Here is a 26,841-nt window from a genome sequence, read left to right as displayed (position 1 = left end):
ATGGGGGTTAACTTACCTATCGGCAGGCATGTCTTGAGCTATAGACCATTAGCCGAATTGATACAAAGGAGTGGTCGGCTTTATTGCCGGGCTTTGGCCTAGAACAAAAGCAGTGTTGGGCCTTCGGCAGTACATCCGCCGGTTCGAACCACAGTAGTAGGCCGTCGGCCTTGACTCGATACGTCTGCGGGTCGACCTCGATCTGCGGCAACCTGGCATCTGCCGTCGCCTGGCTGATAAAGGTCAGGCTGATGGCGAGGCAGCAACTATCTATCGCTGAACCAACCGTCGGACATGGTGTGCTAGCGCTCCACTCTTCAAGGAGAAAGACCATGTCCGAAAGCCCCACTCCCATCATCCCGGCGGCGGTGGCCCAGACACCACCGGCATCGCTCAGCATCCACGGTCCGTTTCTCGAAAAGGCTATTCCCGATTGGCTCATCAAGACCACGCCGCAACGTCGCACGGAACTGAAAACCGCCGATACACCCATACCGGACTGGTATCTGCGCGCCTCACCCTCGCAACGTACTGCCCTTCACGACAGCTGTGCCGCCAGCGTCAACGCCCAGACCCTTCTGGACAAGGCCATGGCGGACCTCCAAGACATCGACACTTATGCCAAACCGTTGCTGGTCAGTGCCTTGAAGGACCAGTTCAATGTTGAGTTAGATGTCGACGAGACTTACCTGGTACTGAGGAAACCACTGGAAGCAGGTATTTTCTCTATAGAAATTACCAGTTTCGAAGCCTTGAAGCTGCCACTGCTGCAAGCTGCCCTGCATAACTTCGAGGCGTCGGAATGTGAGCCTGACGCTTTCCATGTGACTTCAGGGTTCTCAAAAAAAAACGCCACATTGGGTACATTCGAGACCATTACCCCGGCATTGACGGTGGCTCAGTTCACCCAACTGTGCCGTTCGCTGGACATTGGCGCGAAGTATCAGGTTTACCTCAAAAGTCATGTGCAACCCGGCAATGCCGGGGCACACGAAGTGCTTCGGCACACGTTCAAGAATGCCCAGCAAACGGCCATGCGCATGGCCGCCGAAGTCGCGCTGTTGAAGCAGGATATCGCGCCTGGGGATTACAGCATGGTGTTGTCGGTCATCAATGGAAATGTCCAGCCGCTCCTGGACGGTAAGCGCGTCAGCCTCTGTGAGTTTGGCTTGATGGGGCTTCAGATGACCGGCTGCGTATTGTTCTCGGTCGGTGATTTATATGGCCGTTCCGATGAGTTGATTCTCTATATTCCCAATGATCCTCAATACCCCCTGAAACGCTACACCAGGGCTGAGATGACGGACCTTTTCAAGCGGCGTTTCACCGCCCACGATGTGCCTTTGCCCGACGATGGCAGCCCGACGGCTTACCAGCGATTTTTCAGCCAGTTCGTGGCTTATGCCGATCGCCCGTACTACTTCAAGCAGTTCACCCAGGATGGGCCGGTGCTGACGGTTGACCAGGCCCTGGATCAGTATGCGCCGTTACTCATTGAGTTGAGCCGCATTGATCCCTACTCGCTGCTTTACCTGCCCAACGAACTGCCGCCCCCGCAGGTGCCAAACCCTGATCCTTATCTGGCGCCCGGCGCCATGCTACGCAAAGGGGCAGGTATCGGCACCCGTAACCTGTGGGATTACCTGTTTGAACAGCATCGCGACAAGCTCATTGCCGACGCCCGCGCTCACGCGGTGCCCTCGGCGGATGTCGATGCCAAGGCACGCTCGGAAAAACTCGCCCGCTTGTTGAATATCGGCCTGTTGGTGTTGACCGGCGTTTCAATGTTTGTACCGGCGTTGGGTCAACTCATGGTAGGGGCGATGGTGGCCCAATTGCTGGTAGAGACCTGTGAGGCCGCACACGAGTGGAGTATGGGCGACCGCCAGGCAGCCAAGGCACACCTGATTGATGTGGCGCAAAACCTGGCTTTCATGGCCGTAATGGTCGGGGGCGGCAAAGTGCTGGGCCGATTGACAGCAGTCAAGGCCGAACCGGTGATCGAGGCGTTGGAGCCGGTCACCCTGTCCAATGGCGAGACGCGTTTGTGGAAACCCGATCTGAGCGGCTATGAAAGCCCCGTCAGCCTGGACCGCAGTAGCGGCCCCAATGCCCTGGGCCAATATGAGCTGGACGGCAAGACGTACATTCGCCAGGACGGCAAGGCTTACCAGCAAACCTACGATGAGACCCTCAAGTGTTGGCGTATCGAGCACCCGAGCTATCCGTGGGCCTACAAACCTCGGTTGTCTCACAACGGCGCCGGGGTTTGGCGTCATACGCTGGAGCGCCCACTGACATGGGACCGGTTGACGCTGTTGCGGCGTATGGGGCATGTGACGCAGATATTCGCGGATGAGCAATTACTGAGAATCGCTGACATCAGCGGCGTCAGCGACAATGTTTTGCGCAAGATGCACATGGACAGTTTGCCACCGCCTCCGGAATTGACGAACACCCTGCGCTTGTTTGAGGCTGACCAAGGCGTGGGTGAGGTCATCAATCAGATAGAAGGTGAGCAAGCGGTCGATGGTCGCTATCTGTACGTCCTGCCTTTGGTTGTCGATCTGCCACGCTGGCCGCTGGGGCGTGGACTGGAGGTATTTGAAAAGGCGGATTTGACGGGAGGCTCGCTCAAGTACGGCTCTGAACGCCAATTTGCTCCAGGAGCGGTCAAAGCGCCGGTCAGGATTTGTCGGGCTGATGTCATGAGTGGTGCATTGCCCGCGCGTATTTTGCAGGGGCTCGACGAGGCGGAAATTATTCATCTGCTCGGCGGCGAGCCCGCGCGGGTTAAAGCAACAAGGCCGGAAAATTTTCGCAAACAGATCGTCGACTTCGTCAAGACTCGCCAACCGGACGTATTCGAAAGTCTCTATAAAGGATCGGAGCCCAAGGCGCGCTTCGTCGCGCAAATGCAGCGTGTGACGCCAGGGCTCAGCGAGGCGGCCGCGGACGCCGTGCTGGCCCAGGCCAATAGCGAGGAATTCGAGCGGCTGGCGAGGAATTCGAGCGTTCCCTTGCGAATGTTGGAGCATGCTCGCTGGTATGCGCAACGCGGGCGACTGAGCAACGCGTATGCCGGCTTGCACTTGGACAACATGGCCTCGGTCGACAGCAAGCGGCTGGCGCTGCATGCCTTGCAAAAGTTGCCGGGGTGGTCGGATAGCGTGCGCCTGGAAGTGCGTGACACCAGCGGGGTATTGATCCACGGCATTGGCAGCGAGACGGCGCCGGTTCCCAACTACCTGGTCAAGAAAGGTCCGGTATACCAAGCGTTCGATGAGCTGGGCACAGCACTCGATAGCAACCCGCTACCCGGTGATAATTTTTTCCCTTCCCTCATGCATGTCTTGCCCGATGAAGCCCGCCAGGCATTGGGTGTTCCCGATATTAGCCAGCATGCTGAACTGCGCAGGGCGATTATCGACTATGCCAGCGCTCATCCCGGTGAGATGAGGCAAGTGCTTGAACAGCACGCGGCCCAAAAAAACATGAACACGTTGCCGATAAGGTTGAAAGACAAGCGCGTGGGTTATTACGCCAGTGGTCGCGGCCCAGACATGGAGGCTCCACTGGCGGCCCGCGTGCGGGCCGTCTACCCGGGGTTGACCGATCAACAGGCCAATAGCTACATCCTTGAGCTGCGCCGGACAGGTCAAACCGATGTACAGGTGTATGCCTATTTACAAGCCCGGTTGAGCGAGTGGCAAACACTGGTATCGACACTTGAGGCGTGGGTGTCAGACCGATCCCCAGCGCTGCAAGCCCATATTTTCGTACGTCGGGAGATTATGGACAGTCTCAAGACGTCGTGGCGAAATGCGCCCTTGGCCGACCAGGAACTCCGTTTCAGCCAGCTGAGTCTAGTCTCTGTCGACCCCTTGCCTCTCATTACCGCCGATTTCTCCCATGTGCGGGATTTGAAGCTGAACGTGCCAAATGCCGAGGCTTTTTTAGAGCGTTGCGCTTCTGTGGAAACACTTGAAGTCCAGGTGATGCAGGACAACACCGACAGGGTGTTCGAGTCATTGAAAAACCTGCGCAAACTGCGCGATTTGAACCTCTATACGCCGATAGCTGCGCAGTTGGTATCCAAGCTTAAGGTGCTGTCCAACCTTGAAGCGCTTACCCTCACATCCCCCGTAGGAGGGGGATGGCGCAGCGAGAGCCCGGTGTTGGATATTCGTGGTTTTAGCCGTTTGCGAAGGCTGCAAGTGAGCGACAGTCAGACAAGGCAGTGGCCAACAGGTGTGCTTGAGTTACCGCTGCTTGAGCGCTTGAATCTGCGCGCAACGGGCATCGATACCCTGCCTGCAGACCTCTACCCTGGGCATGATCGACTGTTGGCCGGCCTGTCGCTGGATTGGTCGAAAGTAGCGCGTGAGGACTTTAAACCCATTTATGAATACGTGCGCAATCGGCCTCGGCACTTGATTGATACGAGTGAAATGGTGAGGGAGTACTGCAAGGGCGAGCTTTTTCGCCTGGCCGAAATAGACCCCCAGTATTTCAATGCGCTGCATACCAATGTTGCCGAGTTATGGCCAGAGCCTCAGGCCAGGTTTGACGCCGTGGAAGCCTTGAGCGTGCAGCGCAGTGAGCTTGATCGACGGCTTGAACAGTGGTTGCGCACAACGTCGCAGCGATCATCCGAGGGCCGTTCCATGAGTACGGTTGCGTCTACCTTGAAAGTAAGTTGGTGTAGCGAGTTGGTCCGCCAATACGTTCCCCCGACGGATTTACCGTTGCATGTTTACAGTCTCTCGGGGCTAACACGAGATCCCTCGATGTTTGTTTTGTTCGGCCTGCAGCTAGACTCGTTACCGGAGTTACCTGCCGGTGTCTTCGCCCATGTGAAAACCTTGATCCTGAAACAGATAGGCGTGCCGGATCAACACTTGCAGCGCTTTGTCCTTGCTTTCAACGACATTCGAACGCTGGACCTGAGCAATGGCGAGCTGACCGCTATGCGCTTCAAATCGGACGAGCTGCCGGCGCTTGAGCATTTGAACCTGAGCCATAACCCCTTGACCGAGCTGGACGTGAGCCCAATGAGTCGACTCCACTCCCTGAGCGTGCGCGGAACACGGATTAAGGCGTGGCCGGTGGGCGCGGAGCATTTGCCGGAACCGATCTGGCTGGACTTGCGCGACACCCCTATCTCAACCTTGCCGCAGTCGGCACTGGACCGGGATCAGGTGCTGATTAATACCCACCTGGGCGGCACGCCCCTCAGCGTGCAAGCCAGAGCCGAGCTGGCGGCGGCACGCCAGCGATTCGAACAGACCCGGGGCCTGTCACCAGGCACTTTGGCCCGTTTTGCCCAAGATCGTGTGTTGGTCATCTTTCCCCCGACCGAAAGCGACTGTTTGAATATTCACCATCTGCTGCCGTTACTGCCTGCCGAAGTGTCGCGGGGCGCGCAGTCGTTGCAAACCCGCATGCGTCGTTTGCTCCCCGTGCTCAATGAGCATGAGGCGCGCCAGTGGCTTGAAAGAATGTACGCGCTGGGAATCCCGGATTTGCAACTGCATGCGCTTATCGATGGCTGGAACCAGACCTTCGAAGCGCTGACCCGTCGCTTGAATGATTGGTTACTCATTCGAGCGTTCAGGGAGGGCAACTGGGTGGTGTCGTCGCAGACTCGGCAAGCGGCAGCACTGCGCATCCTTGAATGCTGGCGCGAAGGGCTATTGACGACCGGCAGCCAGGCCAGTGCCGAACTCAATCTCACTGGCCTGCGATTGGGTGATCTGCCTGAACTGTCAGGCGCCTTTACTCATGTCGCCACCTTGGGGTTGAGGGGCGTCAGGCTAACCGAGCAGGGTTCCAATGACTTCCTGCGTGCTTTTCCCAATGTGCGCACGCTGGACCTTGGCGGTAATGCGCTGGAGGAGGCATTGCCTGACGCTATCGCAGACATGACTCACTTGCAGCACCTTGATTTGTCCTATACCAGCCTCACCGCATCCGAGGCTCTGTACCGCTCGCTGAGAGGCCTGCAGCATCTGCAAAGGTTGAACCTGGCCAACTGTGACCTGGAAAGCTTCCGGCTCGACGGGTTCAGACGACTTCAGAGCCTGGATCTACAAAACAATTGGCTGACGCAGTGGCCCGAGGGCGTGTGGCAGTCCGAGTCCCTGCTAAGGCTGAATCTGTCGGGTAATGACCTTGCCTCGATTCCACCCCAGGCGTTGGACGGAAGCCACGATCTCCTGATGTCGAACACCAATTTGTTTGACAACCGTGAGCTGTCGCGGGACTCACTTGAGCGGCTCAGGGGGTACGCAAATGAGCGGCACCTCGATCCGGTATTAGGGTTTACGCGCTCAGAGCTTGATGAGCTGATTAATGACTTTGGCGGTGATGAGGGCAATGACACCGAAAGCACCTTCTCCGATGAGGTCGTACCCGAAGGGCAGGGCGGACGTGGACACCTGTCGTTATGGCTGGAAAGCCTTGCTCCAGAAGCGCAAGCAGCCAGTCGGGTGCTATGGGCGCAATTGGAGAGTGAGCCGGGTCATGAGGCGCTTTTTCATTTGCTGAGGCGTTTGCAGGACACCGCGGAGTTCAGTTTTTCCCGCGCGGACCTGACACGAAGGGTCTGGGACGTGTTGAAAGCAGCGGGAAGCGATAGTGAACTGAGGCAAGTGCTGTTCCGGTTGTCAGACACCCATGGCACCTGTGTGGACGGGCGTATCCTGACGTTCAGTGGATTAGAGGTCAAAGTATTCGAATATAACGCTCTGCTTGAAGTCAATCCTGCTCATCTGGACCAGAAGGGTCCGGCTTTGTTGAAATTGTCCCGGCAGTTGTTTCGTTTGGGCGAGGTCGAAAAGCTGGCCAACAAAGACATCAGCGCGCAGGGGCGTCACGCGGATCCCGCGGAGGTGCGTCTGGAGTATCGACTCGGTCTCCAGGGGCTGCTGGACTTGCCGGGTCAGCCCGGGTACATGATGTATGGCAAGCCCATTACCGGAGTGCCCCTTATCAATGCATTCAAGGCCGTGAAGAGCGCGGAAGCCACCGATGCATTTTATGAAGACCTGATTACACGTGACTACTGGGTGGATTACCTCAAGGAGAAATACCCAAAGGAATTTACTGCATTGGAGCAAAACGCGGCGCAAAAGCATGAAAAACTTGAAAGTGATCATGCAACCTTCAGCGAGGCCTATAGCGAGGCCACTACCGTGCTGGAGGTTGAACTGACGACTGAGCGAAATAGAAAACTCCTTGAGTTGTCTCGTCAAGAGACCTCGTCACCTCCGCTCTCTGAGCGTGATCCGGACCAGCCAGGTACGTCCAAGGACCTGATGGGCGGGCGGTCCGGCTGATCATTGCCTGACATTGAGCTAGAACAAAAAGTAGCGTTGGGCCATCGGCAGCACCTCCGCCGGTTCGCACCACAGCAGTACGCCGTCGGCCTTGACTTGATAGGTCTGTGGGTCGACTTCGATCTGCGGCAGGTAGTCGTTGTGAATCAGGTCGGTTTTCTGCACGTCGCGGCAACCCTTGACCACCGCGATCTGCTTCTTCAAGCCCAGTGCTTGCGGCAAGCCGGCATCTGCCGCCGCCTGGCTGATAAAGGTCAGGCTGGTGGCGTGCAACGAACTGCCGAAGCTGGCGAACATCGGGCGGTAGTGCACCGGCTGCGGTGTCGGGATCGACGCGTTGGCATCCCCCATCAGGCTGGAAGCAATGGCGCCGCCCTTGAGAATCAGGGACGGCTTGATCCCGAAAAACGCCGGACGCCAGAGCACCAGGTCAGCCCACTTGCCGACTTCGATGGAACCCACCTCGTGACTGATCCCATGGGTGATCGCCGGGTTGATGGTGTATTTGGCGATGTAGCGCTTGGCGCGCAGGTTGTCGTTGTCCGCGTCGTCGCCTGCCAGCGGCCCGCGCTGTTTTTTCATCTTGTCGGCGGTCTGCCAGGTGCGTGTGATGACTTCGCCCACGCGGCCCATGGCCTGGCTGTCGGAGCTGATCATCGAGAACGCGCCAAGGTCGTGGAGGATGTCTTCGGCGGCAATGGTCTCGCGGCGGATGCGACTTTCGGCGAAGGCCACGTCTTCGGCGATGCTCGGGTCGAGGTGATGGCAAACCATCAACATGTCCAAGTGTTCGTCGATGGTGTTGCGCGTGAACGGCCGCGTCGGGTTGGTCGAACTGGGCAACACGTTGGCAAAACCGCAGGCCTTGATAATGTCCGGCGCGTGGCCACCACCGGCGCCTTCGGTGTGATAGGTGTGGATGGTGCGGCCTTTGAGCGCCGCCAGGGTGGTTTCGACGAAGCCGGACTCGTTGAGCGTATCGCTGTGGATTGCCACCTGCACGTCGTACGCGTCGGCCACGCTCAAACAGTTGTCGATACTCGCCGGTGTCGTGCCCCAGTCCTCATGCAGTTTCAAACCGATGGCCCCGGCCTTGACCTGTTCGATCAACGGTTCGGGCAGACTGGCGTTGCCCTTGCCGGTAAAACCGAGGTTCATCGGGAACGAATCGGCGGCTTGCAGCATCCGCGCCAGGTGCCAGGGCCCGGGGGTGCAGGTGGTGGCATTGGTACCGGTGGCCGGGCCGGTGCCGCCACCGATCATGGTGGTGACGCCGCTGGTCAATGCCTCTTCGATTTGCTGCGGGCAAATGAAATGCACATGGGAGTCGATGCCGCCGGCGGTGAGGATCATGCCTTCGCCGGCGATCACTTCGGTGCCGGCGCCGACAGCAATCGTCACGCCGGGCTGCATGTCGGGATTGCCGGCCTTGCCGATGGCGGCGATCCGACCGTTCTTCAGGCCCACGTCGGCCTTGACGATGCCCCAGTGATCAATGATCAACGCGTTGGTGATCAGGGTGTCGACGACTTCGGCGGCCAGCAGTTGGCTCTGGCCCTGGCCGTCACGAATCACCTTGCCGCCGCCGAATTTCACTTCTTCGCCGTAGATGGTGAAGTCTTTTTCCACTTCGACGAACAGCTCGGTGTCGGCCAGGCGGACCTTGTCGCCGACGGTTGGGCCGTACATGTCGGCGTAGGCTTGGCGACTGATTTTCATGGGGTTACCTTGAGAATAATGGGGTGAATGTGATTGCGCTTTCGCGAGCAAGCCCGCTCCCACATTGGGCATGTATTCACCCATCAAAACGTGGGAGCGGGCTTGCTCGCGAAGGGGCCCTAAAGGTCGCCCATGACGCGTCCCGCAAAGCCGAAAACCCGGCGCAATCCAGCCAGTTCGACAAGCTCGACTTCGCGACTTTGTCCGGGCTCGAACCGCACCGCCGTACCCGCTGGAATATTCAGGCGCATGCCGCGGCTCAGGGCGCGATCAAAGGTCAACGCGTCGTTGGTCTCGAAAAAGTGGTAATGCGAGCCGACCTGGATCGGGCGGTCACCGCTGTTGGCCACGCTCAGGCTGAGGGTGCGACGGCCGGCATTGAGTTCGATCTCGCCAGGCTGGATCCGGTATTCGCCAGGAATCATGCAGGTTGCCCCAAGGTCTTGAAGTAGATGGCGGTCGGGCTGTAGCGGCCGTCCGGGCTTTGGCAGTAGTCGGGCAGTTCGCCGATCTTGGTGTAGTGCAGTGACTGGTAGAAGGCCTCGGCGCCAGAGCCGGCCTCGGTGTCCAGGTACAACAGGCCGCGCTTGTGCTGGCGTGCGGCGAGTTCCAGGGTGTGCATCAATTGCTGGCCCAGGCCATGGCGGCGCGCCGTGCTGTGCACCAGCAGTTTCTGCACCTCGGCGCGGTTCAGGCCATTGGCTTTTTGGCACAACGCCAGTTGTACGCTGGCCAGCACCTGTTCATCGCGCACCACCACCCATAACAGCAGGCTGGCGTCTTCGAGGGCGCTATGGACGGTGTCGAAATAGGCACGGGCCTGGACCCCGTCGAGGTCGGCCATGAACCCCACTGATGCGCCGTGCTTCACGGCGTCCAGCAGCAGCTCGATCAAGCCCTGGCGATAGTGGAGAAAACTTTCTGCATTCACTCGACGCAAATGGGCGGCGCTCATCGGCATCACTCCTGGTGGGCGGCGGGCGGCTGTTCGCCGGGGTTAAGCAGCAGTTGCATGAAGGTCAGGTCGAGCCAGCGGCCGAACTTGGTGCCCACCTGGGGCATCTGCCCGGTGATGCTGAAACCCTGGCGTTGATGCAGGCGAATCGATGCCTGGTTGCCGCTTTCGATGGCGGCGACCATGACGTGTTTGTCGCAAGCCCTGGCCCGCTCGATCAGCATCTGCATCAGTTGCGGGCCCAGGCCTTTGCCGCGCTGGTCATTGCGCACGTACACCGAATGTTCGACGGTATGACGAAAGCCGTCGAACGGCCGCCAGTCACCGAACGAGGCGTAGCCGACCACCTGTTCGCCATCGACCGCCACCAGGATCGGATAGGCCTGTGCCTGGCGGGCATTGAACCAGGTCTGGCGATTGTCCAGGTCCACGGGCTGGTCATTCCAGATCGCGGTGGTATTGAGCACGGCATCGTTGTAGATATCGCGGATTGCCGGCAGATCGCCGTGTAGTGCGTCACGAATCAGCAAGGACATGGTCGGGCCTCAGGCGATGGGTTGGTGGACGGTCACCAGTTTGGTGCCGTCGGGGAAGGTGGCTTCGACCTGAATATCCGGGATCATTTCAGGGATGCCTTGCATCACTTGTTCGCGACTGAGCAGGGTGGTGCCGTAATGCATCAGGTCGGCCACGGTGCGACCGTCGCGAGCACCTTCCATCAGCGCCGAGGAAATGTAGGCAATGGTCTCCGGGTAGTTGAGCTTCACCCCGCGCGCCAAGCGGCGCTCGGCCACCAGGCCGGCGGTGAAGATCAGCAGCTTGTCTTTTTCCCGTGGGGTCAGGTCCATGGTTCAAGGTCCTTCAAAAAACGTTCATAAAAACACTGGAGATCCAATGTGGGAGCGGGCTTGCTCGCGAAAGCTGTGTGTCAGGCGATGCATCGTATTCGCGAGCAAGCCCGCTCCCACATGTGGATCTTCATGTGCTCCAGATTCTCGGTGATAGCGCTTCCCGGCCCAGTACGGCCGGGCGCAACAGGCGCCACAGATCGATCAGCCAACCCCGCGCCAGCAGTGTTTCGCTGGCCAGGCAACGTGCCACCAGCAGACCGGGTAATTGGCTCAGGTCGCCGCGCACCGCGTGAGGCAGCGAGCGACATTTTTCGAGCAGTTCGCTGTCGATTTCACCGCTCATCAGCAACGTGGCAAACACCGGCTGTCCATCCAGGCCAATCGGCGAGTCGAGCAAACCGTCGTTGCCGATAACGCGTTGGCGCTCATGCCAGAGCAACTGGCCGTCACGGCGGATATCCAGATGAGACTGAAAGTGCCCCAGGTCGAAACGCTCGCCGCTGGCCGGCCGGCCGAGCGCGACGATGTCCCAGTAAAACAGCCGGGCGTCGCCTTCAAGCTCGATGCGCGTGGTGAGTTCGGCCTGGGCGGCACTGAACACGATGGTTTCCTGAGGCAACCATTCCAGGGTGGCGCCAGCCTTGACGGTCAACGTCACCTGCTGATAGGCCGGGCCTGCCGCGCGATACCACTTGGCGGCGCCCGGGCTGGTCAACTGGGCCCAGGCGCCCCGGTCGAGGTGCGCGCTGATGTCCAGCCGATCGCCGCCGGCAATTCCGCCGGGCGGGTGCACGATGATGTGCTGGCACACCTCGGGGCCTTCGGCGTACAGGTGTTTTTGCACCCGCAACGGGCCCTTGTGGCGGCGTAGGACCGGACGCGTGGTCGCGTCAAACCGCGCGTAGCCGAGCGCCAGCTCGGCGTGCCAACTGGGGGTGAACAGGGCAGGAGAAACGGGCAGGTTCATGTTGAGTGCTTATCGTCAGGACGCCACAGATTAGATCGTTACGAGGCCGCGTACACCCTCGGCCTGCATATTTTCACCGCGACCTTGCTGGACGATTTCACCCCGCGACATCACCAGGTAGTGGTCAGCCAGTTCGGCGGCAAAATCGTAGAACTGCTCCACCAGCAGAATCGCCATGTCGCCGCGGTCGGCGAGCTGCTTGATCACCGCGCCGATCTCCTTGATCACTGACGGCTGAATGCCTTCGGTGGGTTCATCGAGAATCAGCAGGCGCGGGCGACTGGCCAAGGCACGGCCGATGGCCAACTGTTGTTGCTGACCGCCCGACAAGTCGCCGCCCCGGCGCTGCTTCATTTGCAGCAGCACCGGGAACAGTTCGTAGATAAACGCCGGAACTTGCTTGGCCTCGGAGCCGGGGAAGCGGGACAGGCCCATCAGCAGGTTTTCTTCCACGCTCAGGCGGCCAAAAATCTCGCGACCCTGTGGCACATAGGCGATACCCGCCTGAACCCGCTGGTGCGGCTTGAAGCCGGTAATGGCCTTGCCCTCCCACTTCACCGCGCCTTCCTTGGCCGGCAGCAGGCCCATCAGGCATTTGAGCAATGTAGTCTTGCCCACGCCGTTGCGCCCCAGCAGGCAGGTGACTTCGCCGACTTTCACGTCGAACGACAGGCCCCGCAGGATGTGGCTACCGCCGTAGTACTGATGCAGCTTGTCGACTTGCAGCATGTTCAAAACCTCCTCAAACCCCTGTAGGCGCGAGCCTGCTCGCGAAGAACCCGAGAGCGCCGCTGCATTCAGGATGCCCGCGTCATCGTTGACGATCTTCGCGAGCAAGCTCGCTCCTACAGAAAAGCCAAGCCAGCTCAGCGACCGAGATAAACCTCGATGACGCGCTCGTTTTCCTGCACCTGCTCCAGCGAGCCTTCCGCCAGCACGCTGCCCTGGTGCAACACTGTCACATGGTCGGCAATCGAGCCGACAAACCCCATGTCATGCTCCACCACCATCAGCGAGTGCTTGCCCGCCAGGCGCTTGAACAGCTCGGCGGTGAACTCGGTCTCGGCGTCGGTCATGCCGGCCACCGGTTCATCCAGCAGCAACAGTTGCGGGTCCTGCATCAGCAACATGCCGATTTCCAGGAACTGCTTCTGGCCGTGGGACAGCAAACCCGCCGGGCGCTGCACTGCTTCGGTGAGGCGGATGGTGTCCAGTACTTCGTCGATACGCTCTCGCTGCTCCCCGCTCAGGCGCGCGCGCAGGCTGGCCCACACCGACTTGTCAGTGTGCTGCGCCAGCTCCAGGTTTTCGAACACACTCAAGGCTTCGAATACCGTGGGTTTCTGGAACTTGCGGCCAATGCCGGCCTGGGCGATTTGCACTTCGCTCATGCTGGTCAGGTCCAGGGTTTCGCCAAACCAGGCGTTGCCATGGCTGGGGCGGGTCTTGCCGGTGATCACGTCCATCAGCGTGGTCTTGCCCGCGCCGTTGGGGCCGATGATGCAGCGCAATTCGCCGACGCCGATGTACAGGTTCAGATCGTTGAGGGCCTTGAAACCGTCGAAGCTGACGCTGATGTCTTCCAGGGTCAGGATCGTGCCGTGGCGCGTATTGAGCCCTTTGCCGGCGGCCTGGCCGAGGCCGATCGCGTCGCGACTGGTGCCCTGGTCACGGTTCGGCTCGATGATCGGTTCGAGCATGAATTCAGCGGTTGCCGTGACTCTCATTGTTCGCCCCTTTTCTTCAGCAGGCCGATGATGCCCTTGGGCAGATACAGGGTGACGATGATGAACAGCGCCCCGAGAAAGAACAGCCAGTATTCCGGGAAGGCCACGGTGAACCAGCTCTTCATGCCATTCACCACCCCCGCGCCGAGCAGCGGGCCGATCAGCGTGCCACGACCGCCCAGAGCGACCCACACGGCGGCTTCGATGGAGTTGGTCGGGGACATTTCGCTGGGGTTGATGATGCCGACTTGCGGCACATACAGCGCGCCTGCCAAGCCGCACAACACCGCGCTCAAGACCCACACAAACAGCTTGAAGCCGCGCGGGTCGTAGCCGCAGAACATCAGGCGATTCTCGGCATCGCGCAATGCGGTCAGCACGCGGCCGAACTTGCTTTGCGCCAGGCGCCAGCCGATATACAGGCTGGTCATCAGCAACAGCAGCGTGGCGAAAAACAGCACCGCTCGCGTTCCCGGTTCGGTGATGCCAAAGCCCAGAATGCTGCGAAAGTTGGTAAAGCCGTTGTTGCCGCCAAACCCGGTCTCGTTGCGAAAGAACAGCAGCATCCCGGCGAAGGTCAGGGCCTGGGTCATGATCGAGAAGTACACGCCCTTGATCCTTGACCGGAAGGCAAAGAAACCGAATACCAATGCCAGTAATCCCGGCGCCAATACCACCAGGCACAGTGCCCAGAGAAAGTGATTGGTGCCAACCCAGTACCACGGCAGTTCGGTCCATGACAGAAAGGTCATGAACGCCGGCAGCTCATCGCCGGAGGCCTGGCGCATCAGGTACATGCCCATCGCATAACCGCCGAGGGCGAAAAACAGGCCATGCCCCAAAGACAACATCCCGGCGTAACCCCAGACCAGGTCCAGCGCCAGGGCGACGATGGCGTAGCACAGAATCTTGCCCACCAGCGTCAGGGTGTAGGCCGAGACATGCAACGCATGCTCGGGCGGCAAGAGTGACAACAGTGGCAAGGCCAGCAGCAGGATCAGGAGCACCGCACCCACGGCGATCGTCACTGTCGGGCCGGCTTTCTGCGTGGCCGTAAGCATCAATGGCTGGTTCATCAGTCGATCACCCGTCCTTTCAGTGCGAAGAGTCCTTGCGGGCGTTTCTGGATAAACAGAATGATCAGCGCGAGGATCAGGATCTTGCCCAGCACGGCACCGATCTGCGGTTCAAGAATCTTGTTGGTGATGCCCAGGCCGAAGGCGGCCATGACGCTGCCGGCCAACTGGCCGACACCGCCGAGTACCACCACCAGGAACGAGTCGATGATGTAGCTCTGCCCCAGGTCCGGACCGACGTTGCCGATCTGACTCAGGGCCACCCCGCCCAAACCGGCAATGCCCGAGCCGAGGCCAAATGCGAGCATGTCGACGCGCCCGGTGGGCACGCCGCAGCACGCCGCCATGTTGCGGTTCTGGGTGACCGCGCGCACGTTCAGGCCCAGGCGGGTCTTGTTCAGCAGCAGCCAGGTCAGCACCACGACAAACAAGGCGAAGGCGATGATCACGATGCGGTTGTAGGGCAATACCAGGTTCGGCAGCACTTGAATCCCGCCCGACAGCCAGGCCGGGTTGGCCACTTCCACGTTCTGCGCACCGAACAGCAAGCGCACCAGCTGGATCAGCATCAGGCTGATGCCCCAGGTGGCGAGCAGGGTTTCCAGCGGACGGCCGTAGAGGTGACGAATCACCGTGCGCTCCAGGGCCATGCCGATCGCGGCGGTGACAAAGAACGCCACCGGCAGTGCGATCAGCGGGTAGAACTCGATGGCGTGCGGGGCGTAGCGTTGCATCAACAGTTGCACCACATAAGTGGCGTAGGCGCCGAGCATCAGCATCTCGCCGTGGGCCATGTTGATCACCCCGAGCAAGCCGAAGGTGATCGCCAGACCGAGTGCCGCCAGCAGTAGGATCGACCCCAGGGACATGCCGCTGAAGGCCTGGCCGAGGATCTCGCCGAGCATCAGCTTGCGCTCGACCTGGGCCAGGCTGGTTTCGGCGGCGGTGTGCACGCTGGCGTCGGTTTCCACGCCCGGTGCGAGCAAGGCTTCCAGGCGGGTGCGGGCCAATGGGTCGCCGGTGCCGCCGAGCAAACGTACGGCCGCCAAACGCACCGCCGGATCGGGATCGACCAGTTGCAGGTTGGCCAGGGCCAGGCTCAAGGCGGTATGGACATCCTCGTCGGTTTCGCGGGCGAGTTGCTGGTCGAGGAATTTCAGTTGCGCCGGGGTGGCGCTTTTTTGCAGTTGCCGCGCGGCGCCGAGGCGCACCTTGGGATCGGCGGCGAGCAGTTGCTGGCTGGCTTGAAGGTTGTTGATCAAGCCGCGCAAACGGTTGTTCAGGCGTACGGTCCGGGTTTCACCGTTGACGCTGACCTGGCCGTGTTGCAGGGCATCCGCCAATTCGATGCGCGCCGGGTCGGGCTGCGCGGCCCAGGCCTGCAACAGTTTGGCCTGTTGCATCGGGTTGGCGTTGATGAACTCTTCGGCGTCGCTGGCGTGTGCGGCCAGGGGCAGCAGGAGCAGCGCGGCGAGGATGAAGCGGTGGAGGGCAGTGGGCATAAACAAAGGTCCTGGTCATGTGCGGACTAGGTTTCTGTGGGAGCGGGCTTGCTCGCGATAGCGGTGTGTCAGTCAAGGCATCTGTAGCTGATCCAGCGCTATCGCGAGCAAGCCCGCTCCCACATTCAGACCGAGGCGGGCTTTAGTTACTTTTCACCGCATGATCGGGCTTCTTGTCATTCCCCGGGATGTAAGGGCTCCACGGCTGGGCACGGATCGGCCCGTCGGTTTGCCAGACCACCGAGAACTGACCGTCGGACTGGATCTCGCCAATCATCACCGGCTTGTGCAGGTGGTGGTTGGTCTTGTCCATGGTCAAGGTGTAGCCCGACGGCGCGGCGAAGGTCTGGCCGCCGAGCGCTTCGCGCACCTTGTCGACATCCGTGGACTTGGCTTTTTGCGCCGCTTGCGCCCACATATGAATGCCGACGTAAGTGGCCTCCATCGGGTCGTTGGTCACCGCTTTGTCGGCGCCCGGCAAGTTGTGTTTCTTGGCGTAGGCTTTCCAGTCCGCGACGAACTTGGCGTTCACCGGGTTCTCCACCGACTGGAAATAGTTCCAGGCGGCCAGGTTGCCCACCAGTGGCTTGGTGTCGATCCCGCGCAATTCTTCTTCGCCCACCGAGAAGGCAACGACAGGCACGTCGGTGGCTTTCAGGCCCTGGTTCGCCAGTTCCTTATAGAACGGCACGTTGGAGTCGCCGTTGACGGTGGAGACCACCGCGGTCTTGCCACCCGCAGAGAACTTTTTGATGTTGGCGACGATGGTCTGGTAATCGCTATGCCCGAACGGGGTGTAGACCTCTTCGATGTCCTTGTCGGCCACGCCTTTGGAATGCAGGAACGCGCGCAGAATCTTGTTGGTGGTGCGTGGGTACACATAGTCAGTGCCCAGCAGGAAGAAGCGCTTGGCGCTACCGCCGTCTTCGCTCATCAGGTATTCGACGGCCGGGATCGCCTGTTGGTTGGGCGCCGCACCGGTATAGAACACGTTGGGCGACATCTCTTCGCCTTCGTATTGCACTGGGTAGAACAGCAGGCCGTTGAGTTCCTCGAACACCGGCAACACCGATTTGCGTGACACCGAGGTCCAGCAGCCGAACACCACCGCGACTTTGTCCTGGGTCAGCAACTGCCGGCCTTTCTCGGCAAACAGCGGCCAGTTGGATGCCGGATCGACGACCACCGGCTCGAGCATCTTGCCGTTCACGCCGCCCTTGGCGTTGATCTCGTCGATGGTCATCAGGGCCATGTCTTTGAGCGACGTTTCGGAGATGGCCATGGTCCCGGACAGCGAGTGCAGGATGCCGACCTTGATGGTCTCGGCGGCCTGGACGGTCCAGGTCAAACCCATGGCGGCAATGGATGCCGACACAGTGAAAGCCTTGATCAAGCTACGACGCTTCATGATGCGATCTCCGCGAACTCAACATTGTTATGAGGGGGCAAGTCGAGGAGGTGATTGCAAGCGCTGTGCCGAGTCGGCAAAAGGCATGAAATGGTCGTTTAGCCTGTGGTCGGGCGCCCGTTGTGCACCATGAGCTGGCAGCTCGGGACGGCTGGTGCGCCCGTGTGCGCCACAACGGGGCGGATCAGCGCTTGCGCATCAAGCCGATAAAGAACAGCCCGCCGATGGCGGCAGTGGCGACACCGATTGGCAGGTCTTCCGGAGCAATCAAGGTGCGCGCAGCGACATCCACCCACACCAGGAACAGGCTGCCCAGCAGCACGCACGCCGGTAGCAAGCGCCGGTGTTCGGCGCCCACCAGGCGCCGGGCAATGTGCGGCACCATCAAGCCGACAAAACCGATCGAGCCACTGATGGACACCAGCACGCCGGTCATCAACGAGGCGATCAGAAATACCTTCAGCCGCACATTGCGCGCATTCAGGCCCAGGGTGACGGCAGTCTGCTCGCCGGCCATCAAGGCATTCAGCGGGCGCGCCATGCCCAATAGCAGCGCGAGCCCGAGCAACACCGTGGCGGTGGGAATTGCCAGCAGTTCCCAGCGCGCCAGCCCCAGCCCGCCGAGCATCCAGAACATCACCGCCGACGCCGCGCGATGATCGCCCATGAACAGCAGCAGGTTGGCCACCGCCATCATCACGAATGACACCGCCACGCCGCACAGCAGCAAGCGATCGCTTTCCAGGCGACCGTTGCGGCTGGCCACGGCCAGTACCACCAGCATACTGAGCATTGCGCCGATAAAGGCGGCAATCGGCAGGGTCAGCAAACCAATGATTTCCCCGACATGCAGCACCACGATCACCGCGCCCAGGGTGGCGCCGGAGGTTACGCCCAGCAGGTGCGGGTCGGCCAGCGGATTGCGTGTCACTGCCTGCAACACCGCGCCGATCAGCGCCAGCCCGGCGCCGACCAAGGCACCGAGCAGCATGCGGGGTACCCGAATCAGCCAGACGATATGTTCCTGGCCGACGGGCCAATTCACCTCACCGATACCCAGCACCTTGTGCAACAGGATCCGCCACACTACGTCCACCGGCACGTGTGCCGAGCCGAATCCCAGCGAGACCACGCAGGAGACCAGCAACAGGCCGCCAAGGGCAATCAGCAGAAGGGCGTAGCGCCGGTTGATCATTCGCCGTGGAATCCTTTGGCCAGGGTTTCAACCGCCAGCACGTTGTCGATGCCCGGTGTGGCTTGCACATAAGGGATGACGATAAAGCGTCGGTTTTTGATCGCATCCACCGATTGCAGCGCGGGGTTGTCGAGCAGGAACTGTTGTTTCTGCGCGGCGGTGATTTCGCTGTAGTCGACGATCACGATCACCTGGGGATTGCGCTCCACCACGGTTTCCCAGTTGACCCGGGTCCAGCTGGCGTCCACGTCATCGAGGATGTTGCGTCCCCCGGCGGCATCGATCAGGGCTTGCGGCATGCCCAGGCGACCGGACGTCATGGCGCGGTCTTCGCCGCTGTCGTAGAGGAATACCCGGGGTTTTTCGGCGGGCAGGGTTTTTTGCACCTCGGCCACCTGTTCCTGCATGTGCGCGATCAGTGCGTTGGCGCGGTCCTGCACATCGAAGATCTTGCCCAGGTTGCGCAGGTCGTTATAGGTGTCTTCCAGCGTGGCCGCCGGTCGCTGCATGACGAAGGCGCATGACTCGGTCAATTCGTAGACGTTGATACCCAGCGGCTGCAGGGTTTGCGGCGTAAGGTCGCCACCGACGCGCATGCCGTAGTCCCAGCCGGCGAAGAAGAAGTCGACATTGGCATTGAGCAGGGTTTCCACCGACGGGTACTTGCTGGCCAGCTCCGGCAAACCTTCGAGGATCCGTGCCATGTGCGGGGTGACCGCTTTCCAGCCGGTCACTCCGCTGTAGCCGACCATGCGCGGCTTGAGGCCCAGGGCGAGCATCATCTGGGTCATGTTGATATCGTGGCTGACCGCGTGTCTGGGGGCTTGCTTGAAGGTCACCACGCGGTTGCAGCTGTGGATCTTCAGCGGGTAATGCGTGGCTTCGGCGAACGCCTGGGTCGCACCGAACAACAGGGAGAGGCACAGCAGGGAACGCAGGATCATGATTGGGTTATCCAGGTGATTCGGGGGTAGCCTGACAATGGGTGCGTGTCGATCAGCGCTTCGACACCAAACACGTCGCGCAGCAGTTCGGCGGTCAACACCTCGTGGGGCGTGCCGCTGGCGACGATGCGCCCGTGGTTGATCACGTACAGGCGATCACAGAAGGCGGCGGCCAGGTTCAGGTCGTGGATGCTGGCGAGGGTGCCGATTTTCAAGCGCTTGACCAGCTTCAAGAGTTCCAGCTGATAGCGTGGGTCGAGGTGGTTGGTCGGCTCATCGAGGATCAGCAGTCGTGGTTGCTGCGCCAGGGCGCGGGCGAGGATCACACGCTGTTTTTCACCGCCCGAAAGGGTCGCGAACGCGTGGTCTTCAAAACCCAGCAGGCCGACCGAGTCGAGGGCCTGTTGGATCAGTTGCCGGTCTTCGAGGCTGTCACTGTCGAACAAACCTTTATGGGGCGTGCGACCCATGGCAACCACTTCATCGACCCGCAGGCCGAAGGCGTCGGGAAACTCTTGCAATACCACGGCGATGCGTTGGGCGCACCAGCGTGAAGATTGTTTCCATAGGTTCTGATGTTCGAGCAGCACCTCACCGTGCTCCGGTTTGCTGAAACGGTAGGCGCAGCGCAACAGGCTGGTCTTGCCACTGCCATTGGGGCCGATCAATCCGACGAACTCTCCCGCACCCACTTGCAGGCTGGCGTCACGCAGTTGGAACTGGTGATGACAGTGGCCGTGACCCAAAGGGGACCAGGCGAGGTGGGTGAGGTTGAGTGAGGTCATGCAGCGCTCATCAGAAGGTGTAGTCGGCGGTGACAAAGAACGAGCGTGGCTCGCCCAGTATCCATTGTTGGCCGCCATTGTATTGGCTGACGGCGTAGGTCCGGTCGAACAGATTATTCAATTGCAGGCCGAATGTCGTGTTGCGCATGGCTTTCCATGACAGCGTGGCGTCAACCACGGTGTAGCTGGGCAACGGTTGCTGGTTGGCGATGTCGGCATAACGCGCATCGACGTAACGCACCCCGGCGCCGGCGCGGAGGTCATCGGTCACGGTTTTGCTCAGCCACAGGTTGGCGGTGCACCGGGGCACATCGGCGGGGCGCTTGCCGTTGCGGGAAACCCGCTGATTGTCGATCACCTGCGAGAAGTCGTCGTACTGTGCGCGCACAATCGCCGCGTTGGCGCGCAGTTGCCAGGCGTGCGGCAGTTGCAGGTCCAGGCTGGCTTCCAGGCCGTTGGAGGATTGCTGACCGACTTGTTCCTTGATCTGCGCGGTGCCCGGCACGTCGATCAGCAGTTTCTTTTTGACGATGTGATAGGCCGCCAATGTCCATTCGCCGCGCTGCTCCCAGAACGTTTGCTTGAGGCCGATCTCGGTCTGCCTGGCCGTCGCCAGGTCGAACTGCTGCTGGCTCGGGCTCAGGGAAATCAAACCGCCGACGCCGTCGGTGCTGGTGGCGTACTGAGCGTAGACTGACGTGTCCGGCGTCACGGCAAATACCAGGCCGGCTTTCCAGTTATTGCCAGTCAGGGTCTTGTCGGTCTGGCTGGCGTTGGTCAGGTCATCGCGGTCCACCTGCACATAGTCACGGCGGACGCCGGTGACCAGCGACAGTTGCTCGGTCAGTTGCAGGCGGTTTTCGGCGAAGGCCGAAAACTGTTTGCTGGTGGTCTGGAATTGCGCCCGGTAGGCGTTGGCGCTTTCAAAAGGCGCCGGCGCCGGGTGCTGCGGATCGACGGGTTGGCCGCCTGCAAGCACATCGTTGAACGGCGAGTTGCTGTTGAGCTGGAAACGGATGCGGTTGTATTCCATGCCGCTCACGGTCTGGCTGTCGAGGCCGAACAGCCTGTGCTGGAAGGTGAAGGTCTGGCGATCACCGAGCTGTTCCTGATTGTGCTTGATGCCGTAGAAACCGCTGCGGGTCAATTGTCCGCCGCTGAAGTTGTAGTTTTCGGCGTTCTGCCAGCGGCGCTGGGCCTTGAGGTAATACAGCTCGTTGGTGGCGCTGAGCTGGTCGTTGATCTGCCATTCACTGGTCAGGCGTGTCCACTGGTCGTTGTAGTGTTGGGTGTCATTGCTGACGTTGTAGTTTTTGTCCCGCAGGCCTTTGTGCAACTGGCCATTGATCAGCGGCGTGCCGAAGTAGTTTTGCGGGCGCTGGTCGCCATAATCATGGGCCAGGGTGAAACTCAGGTTATCCGCGGCCTGCCAGCGCAGGGCGGCGCTGACAAAGTCGCTGGCCGACTCGCCACGGTCGATAAAGCCGTTGCTGCGCAGGCGGTTGAGGTTGAGGCGATAACTCAGGGCGTCGGTCAGCGAGCCGCCGCTGTCCAGCGCCTGTTGCTGACGATCATCGGAGCCGTAGCCGAGGCGGATGTGGTTTTCGATCTCGCCGTCGAAGGGCTTTTTCGCGACGCTGTTGATCACCGCGCCGGTGGCGCCTTCGCCATACAACACCGAGGCCGGACCGCGCAGCACGTCCACGCGGTCGATGGCCCAGGTGTCGACTGGAAATGTCGAGGTGCTCATGCCGGTGTACAGGCGATTGCCGTCGTATAACTGCATCACCGAACCCTGGCCGGTAAAGCCCCGTGCTTGCAGCGAGGTGCCGCCATCGCCCGGCGTGCCGGTGCGGCTGATACCGGTGGCGCGGGAAATCGCGTCCTGCACGCTGACGTCGCCGCGTTCACGGATCTGCGCGCCGCTCTGGATTTCGACACTGCCCGGGGTTTGCAGGGCGCTAAGCTTCAGACGGGAGCCGGCCGTGGTCGGCGTCTTCAGGTCGATAGCGGTATCGACTTGCGGAGCCGTAACGGGGCTGGTGGGCAAGGTCAACGCTTGGGCGCTGTCATGCAGCGCGAGCAGGCACAGGCCGGACGCAAGGTAATGGTTCATCGCACGATCAATCGCTTATTCAAGAAGGTGCTCGCCGCAAACGCGGCGAACAGGAACTGCAACAAGTGTTATAAAATAACACTTGTTGCGCGGGACATGAAAGCCCGCGCAAGGTTACACAGTGCCTCTATGCAGGGCATCTCGACCGTCTCATGAGGAAGGTGAGGTGGATTCACGTTGGCCGAACAGTCGTGAAAGCACCAAACGATCCACTACCCACACCAGTACCAGCGACAAGCCCACCAACGGGAAAATGATCGCCAGGCCAAGCATGATCGCCATCGCGGTTTTCCACTTCGGCAGATCATGGCGCAGCGGTGGAACGCCCAGGCCGCCCTGTGGCCGGCGCTTCCACCAGATCACCACACCGCTGACGGCGCTCAGCAAAATCATCAGGCAGACCAGCAGCACGATGATCTGATTGATCACGCCGAACATCTTGCCTTCGTGCAACATCACTCCGGTCTCGGTGGCTCGGGCGAGGTTGTTGTAGTGCTCCCAGCGCACGTCGGCGAGGACCTTGCCGGTGTATTGGTCGACATGCAGCGTCGCGTCGTTGCGTGGGTCGTTGGCAAATACGGAGAGGGTAAATACCCCTTCGGCGGTGGTCGGGAAGGTGATGCTGTAGCCCGGTTCAACCTGGCGTGCGCTGGCCAGGTCCACCAGTTGTTGCAGGCTGACGCGCGGCGCGGCGGGGCCGTGGCTTTTGCCGCCGTGCTGCATGTGCTCGGCATGCGCGCCGGAGATGGGCATCGGCGTGTTCTCCATGGCCCAGGGCACGGTCTGTTGCGTGGCGCTGTTCAGGCTGCGTGCCTGTTGGTCGGATTGCGGCACGTCATTCCACATCGCTGCCGGAAAGCGGTTCCACAGGTCAGCGTATTGCTTGCCCCAGAAGCCGGTCCAGGTCATGCCGCTGAGCAGCATCAACAGCAGGAATGCGGCGCCCCAGAACCCGATGACGGCATGCAGGTCACGCCACAGCAGGCGCCCGCGGCTGCCCAGGCGTGGCCATAAAATGCCCGCCGCCGAGCGGCCGCGCGGCCACCACAGATACAGGCCCGACACTACCAGCATCACGCCCCAGCCCGCGGCCAGCTCTACCAGGCGATCACCGAGCGTGCCGATCATCAGTTCGCCGTGCAGCGCGCGGGCGATGGCCTGCAGGTTGTTTTTTGCATCCTGCTCGCCAAGCACGGTACCGCGATACGGGTCGACAAATACGCTCAGCTCGCTGCCCGCACTCTGCATGACAAATTGCGCGCTGCTGCTGGCGTCCACCGGCGGCAGGTATTTGCTGATCGTGCCCTCGGGGTAGGCGGCCTTGGCCCGTTGCAGCAGTTCGTCGGCGCTCAGTACCTGTGCGGCCGGCTGCACGGTGAGCAGGTCGCCGTACATCAGCGGGTCGAGTTGGGGCTTGAACAGGTAGATGATGCCGGTAACGGCCAGCAGCACCATGAAGGGGGCGACGAATAGCCCGGCGTAGAAATGCCAGCGCCAGGCCAGGTTGTAGAACGAAATCTTTTGAGTGCTCATTAGGTGGTCCGCAAGGCTTTAGTTTTTTGTGTCAGTCAGGCCGCCATCGGGAGCAAGCCCCCTCCCACATTTGACGGTGTTCACAAATCAAAATGTGGGCGGGGGCTTGCTCCCGATGCTTTAGAAACTCATGTCGACTTTGGTCCAGAGCGTGCGCCCCGGTTCGTTGATGGCTTGCGGGTCATTGGCCGGATAGCCGAACCCGGCGTTGCCGGCCAGGTTCAAGTGCTCGGCGTAGGCTTTGCCGAACAGGTTGTCGATGCCGGTACTGACCTTGAAGTGCTGGTTGATGCGGTACGCCGCGTTCAGGGAGAACACGCCGAAGCCGCCGCTCTTGTCGAAGTCCTTGCCGACCACGTTGCCCTTGTTCTGGTCGATGCGGTTTTGCGCCGTAACCACGCGCCACAAGGCGCCGGCGCTCCAGTCGTCTGCGCTGTAGCTCAGGCCGAACCGTGCATCCAGCGGCGGCATCTGTGGCAGGGCCTTGCCGTCGCTGCTGTTTTTGCCCCAGGCATAAGCCAGGGTGGCGTCGGCCTTCCAGTTGGGCGTCAGTTTGTAGGCCGCGCCCAGTTCGCCGCCCATGATCCGCGCGTCGATGTTCTGCGCCTGGGAGGTCATGCCCATCATGCCTGGGGTGTAATTGAACAAAATATAGTCACGGACCTGGCCCACATAACCCGAGGCCCAGGCCTCCAGTTCAGCGGTCTTGTATTGCACACCGAAATCCAGTTGAGTGGTTTTTTCTGGCTTTACCGAATCGAAGGCGTTCACCGAGCCCGCAGGGCCGTTCTTGGGGGAGAACAGTTCCCAGTAGTCGGGGAAACGCTGCGCGTGGCCGAGTCCGGCGTAGAGCGTGGTCGGGCTGTCGGCCAGGTCGTGTTCATATCGCACGAAGCCGGACGGCAAAGTGTCGGCGCGGGTGTTGCCGGCTGTGGGGTTGGCGCGGCTCATCATCCCGGAGCCGGTACGCGGGCGGAAATCCTTGGCCGAGGCGCGATCCAGGCGGGCGCCGGTGATCAGCCGGTGATTGTCGGCGGCGTACCAGGTCAGTTCGCCAAACACGCCGTAGTTATGAAAGTCGGCGTCCTTGTCGCGCGGCAGGTTTTTGTAAGTGTCGACGCCCGCGCTACTGCGCTGGCGATGTTCGTTGGTCTGCGCGTCGATGCCGCCGATCAGTTGCACATCGGCCCAGCGCCAGGTCGCCTTGAGCCGTGCGCCGAGGGTGCGGCGGTCGACGTTGGAGGCCATCGGCCCGGCCATCATCCCGCTGCCCGACGGCGTGCGCAGGCTGTAGTTGTCCATCACGTGGTCGGCGTAGTTGTAGTAGACCTGCGCCTCGACCTTGTCCAGCACTTCGCCGAGGTTGGATTTTTCAAAGCGCAGACCGAGGCTTTCGCGCAGGAATTGCGAACCGTCCATGCCGCGTCCGGCGTAGCGGGCTTCGCCGTCGCCACGGCCGGCAGTCAGTTCCAGCAGGGTGTCGGCGTCTGGCGTCCAACCGAGGGCGACGTCACCGTTCCATTTGTCGTAGCGCGAGGCGACGGTGTCATTGTTGCCATCCTTGTAGTCGTCGGCGTGGGCCTGGTTACCGATCACCCGGATGTAGCCCAGCGAACCGCCGGCTGCGGCGTCCAGCACTTTGTCGAAACGCCCGTTGGAGCCGGCCAGAAGGCTTGCGTTGAGCCGTGTGCCCAACTCGCCGAACTGCTCCGGCTCGCGGTCGAACAGCACCGTGCCGGCCGAGGCACCGGGGCCCCACAGCACGGTTTGCGGGCCTTTGATCACCGTCAGTTTGTCGTAGGTCTCCGGTGAAATGTACGACGTGGGCGCGTCCATGCGGCCAGGGCAGGCGCCGAGCATCATGCTGCCATTGGTGAGGATATTCAGCCGCGAGCCGAACATGCCGCGCAGCACCGGGTCGCCGTTGGTCCCGCCGTTGCGCACCAGGGCAAAGCCGGGAATGGTCTTGAGGTAATCGCCACCATCGCTGGCCGGCACCGGTTGGCGCGGGTCCTTGGGGTGGGTGACAACCGTCAGCGGAGAGCTGGGGGCGACGGCGGTGATCACCGTCGGACTCAGTTCATTGGTGTGTTCGGCGTGTTCGTCGGCGTGGACGTGGGGAGTCAACAGCGCGCCACACAAAACGGCGAGCACGGGGGTACATCCCATACGGGTGTCAGCAGGAAACCTGGACATGAAAAATTCCATCAATCAGTCGTAAACAACACGGCCAGCAGCCTGCGGCTGTCTGTTTTAAGTCGGCCGTGCGCAGTTGTTTTGATCAATTGCCTACGAAAGGACGGGTGGGGCGCGGCTGCGGGCGCCGGGGAAGATGCTCTGCCGGGCATGACCCAGGCGCGGTGCGGGGATCAGGGCCGTGGCCGGCGGCGGGGCGCCAAGGGCCACGAACGAAACGCTGCCGGGCAAGGCCGGGCAACTGAACAACAGACTGCAATAGCCGCATTTTTCCCACAGCACGTGGTCGGTGGCGGGGGCTTTCTGGTGTTCGACAGGGTGCCGGGACGCGCCATGGCAGGTCTCGTCCATGGACATTTGCATGGACATGCCGGCGTGATGATTCATCGGCATCGCTTGGGAAATCAGCGGACCGATAAAGATCATCAGCATGGCGAACAGGCTGATCCAACTGCCGTGGGCAAGCCTTAGGGGCGTGCGGCGACGTGTGGCTGAGCTGTTGGCTGGAGCACCCATGAGCGGGGCGT

Annotated in this window: 19 protein-coding genes and 1 pseudogene; 1 reads left to right on the top strand and 19 read right to left on the bottom strand. The window is 61.0% G+C overall.

The genetic code is table 11. The features are described from left to right. Positions 1-106: 106 nt before the first annotated feature. Positions 107-325: pseudogene (gene ureC, locus AC6CIA_RS08995) on the bottom strand (urease subunit alpha); the annotation flags it as partial. Between ureC (AC6CIA_RS08995) and AC6CIA_RS08990 the strand changes: the two are divergent. After that, positions 252-7,340 carry an NEL-type E3 ubiquitin ligase domain-containing protein gene (locus tag AC6CIA_RS08990; RefSeq protein ID WP_498311779.1) on the top strand — a complete coding sequence of 2,363 codons (7,089 nt, stop codon included), beginning with the start codon at positions 252-254 and terminating at the stop codon, positions 7,338-7,340. The pseudogene ureC (AC6CIA_RS08995) and the gene AC6CIA_RS08990 sit on opposite strands and share 74 nt — an antisense overlap. Positions 7,341-7,358: 18 nt before the next feature. Here AC6CIA_RS08990 and ureC (AC6CIA_RS08985) read toward each other — a convergent pair whose 3' ends face one another. The 18 genes from ureC (AC6CIA_RS08985) to AC6CIA_RS08900 form a co-directional block, all read right to left on the bottom strand. Further along, positions 7,359-9,059 (bottom strand): urease subunit alpha, encoded by a 1,701-nt coding sequence (ureC, locus tag AC6CIA_RS08985; RefSeq protein WP_498311580.1) that lies wholly within the window; start codon positions 9,057-9,059, stop codon positions 7,359-7,361. 119 nt (positions 9,060-9,178) lie between these two features. Then, on the bottom strand, positions 9,179-9,484 hold the full coding sequence (locus AC6CIA_RS08980) for an urease subunit beta (RefSeq protein ID WP_339531788.1): 306 nt from the start codon (positions 9,482-9,484) through the stop codon (positions 9,179-9,181). Beyond that, on the bottom strand, positions 9,481-10,014 hold the full coding sequence (locus AC6CIA_RS08975) for a GNAT family N-acetyltransferase (protein ID WP_498311579.1): 534 nt from the start codon (positions 10,012-10,014) through the stop codon (positions 9,481-9,483). Before AC6CIA_RS08975 ends, AC6CIA_RS08980 begins: the two co-directional genes overlap by 4 nt. 5 nt (positions 10,015-10,019) lie before the next feature. Continuing rightward, positions 10,020-10,550, bottom strand: coding sequence for a GNAT family N-acetyltransferase (locus AC6CIA_RS08970; RefSeq protein WP_498311578.1), 531 nt, complete (start codon positions 10,548-10,550; stop codon positions 10,020-10,022). A 9-nt stretch (positions 10,551-10,559) separates the two neighbouring features. After that, positions 10,560-10,862 carry an urease subunit gamma gene (gene ureA / locus AC6CIA_RS08965; protein WP_339531785.1) on the bottom strand — a complete coding sequence of 101 codons (303 nt, stop codon included), beginning with the start codon at positions 10,860-10,862 and terminating at the stop codon, positions 10,560-10,562. Between the two features lie 130 nt (positions 10,863-10,992). Then, positions 10,993-11,832 carry an urease accessory protein UreD gene (locus AC6CIA_RS08960; protein ID WP_498311577.1) on the bottom strand — a complete coding sequence of 280 codons (840 nt, stop codon included), beginning with the start codon at positions 11,830-11,832 and terminating at the stop codon, positions 10,993-10,995. A 30-nt stretch (positions 11,833-11,862) separates the two neighbouring features. Further along, positions 11,863-12,561: an urea ABC transporter ATP-binding subunit UrtE gene (gene urtE / locus AC6CIA_RS08955; protein WP_498311778.1), complete on the bottom strand. Its 699-nt coding sequence runs from the start codon at positions 12,559-12,561 to the stop codon at positions 11,863-11,865. Between the two features lie 137 nt (positions 12,562-12,698). Continuing rightward, a complete protein-coding gene (gene urtD, locus AC6CIA_RS08950; RefSeq protein ID WP_498311575.1) occupies positions 12,699-13,559 on the bottom strand; it encodes an urea ABC transporter ATP-binding protein UrtD in 861 nt (286 codons plus the stop codon). Continuing rightward, a complete protein-coding gene (urtC, locus tag AC6CIA_RS08945) occupies positions 13,556-14,635 on the bottom strand; it encodes an urea ABC transporter permease subunit UrtC (protein WP_498311574.1) in 1,080 nt (359 codons plus the stop codon). Before urtC ends, urtD begins: the two co-directional genes overlap by 4 nt. Continuing rightward, the gene (gene urtB / locus AC6CIA_RS08940; RefSeq protein ID WP_498311573.1) at positions 14,635-16,137 is read right to left on the bottom strand and encodes an urea ABC transporter permease subunit UrtB; all 1,503 of its coding nucleotides are present in this window, start codon (positions 16,135-16,137) and stop codon (positions 14,635-14,637) included. Before urtB ends, urtC begins: the two co-directional genes overlap by 1 nt. Positions 16,138-16,279: 142 nt before the next feature. Further along, on the bottom strand, positions 16,280-17,545 hold the full coding sequence (gene urtA / locus AC6CIA_RS08935) for an urea ABC transporter substrate-binding protein (protein WP_498311572.1): 1,266 nt from the start codon (positions 17,543-17,545) through the stop codon (positions 16,280-16,282). Between the two features lie 184 nt (positions 17,546-17,729). After that, entirely contained in the window at positions 17,730-18,740 is a 1,011-nt protein-coding gene (locus AC6CIA_RS08930; protein ID WP_498311571.1) for a FecCD family ABC transporter permease, read from the bottom strand. Beyond that, a complete protein-coding gene (locus AC6CIA_RS08925; protein ID WP_498311570.1) occupies positions 18,737-19,684 on the bottom strand; it encodes an ABC transporter substrate-binding protein in 948 nt (315 codons plus the stop codon). Before AC6CIA_RS08925 ends, AC6CIA_RS08930 begins: the two co-directional genes overlap by 4 nt. Further along, complete coding sequence (locus AC6CIA_RS08920; protein WP_498311569.1) at positions 19,681-20,469, bottom strand: ABC transporter ATP-binding protein; 789 nt, start codon at positions 20,467-20,469, stop codon at positions 19,681-19,683. The genes AC6CIA_RS08925 and AC6CIA_RS08920 overlap by 4 nt, the downstream gene beginning before the upstream one ends. A gap of 10 nt (positions 20,470-20,479) precedes the next feature. After that, positions 20,480-22,585: a TonB-dependent receptor gene (locus AC6CIA_RS08915; protein WP_498311568.1), complete on the bottom strand. Its 2,106-nt coding sequence runs from the start codon at positions 22,583-22,585 to the stop codon at positions 20,480-20,482. Positions 22,586-22,735: 150 nt separating this feature from the next. Beyond that, positions 22,736-24,118, bottom strand: a complete 1,383-nt coding sequence (locus tag AC6CIA_RS08910) for a PepSY-associated TM helix domain-containing protein (RefSeq protein WP_498311567.1) — start codon at positions 24,116-24,118, stop codon at positions 22,736-22,738. Between the two features lie 120 nt (positions 24,119-24,238). After that, entirely contained in the window at positions 24,239-26,314 is a 2,076-nt protein-coding gene (locus AC6CIA_RS08905) for a TonB-dependent copper receptor (RefSeq protein WP_498311566.1), read from the bottom strand. A 93-nt stretch (positions 26,315-26,407) separates the two neighbouring features. Further along, positions 26,408-26,830 (bottom strand): DUF2946 domain-containing protein, encoded by a 423-nt coding sequence (locus AC6CIA_RS08900; protein ID WP_498311565.1) that lies wholly within the window; start codon positions 26,828-26,830, stop codon positions 26,408-26,410. Positions 26,831-26,841: the final 11 nt, after the last annotated feature.

The organism is Pseudomonas sp. GQ91 (assembly GCF_059758795.1).
Note: the sequence above shows the minus strand (reverse complement) of the source record. Positions and strands in the feature narration are given on the sequence as shown.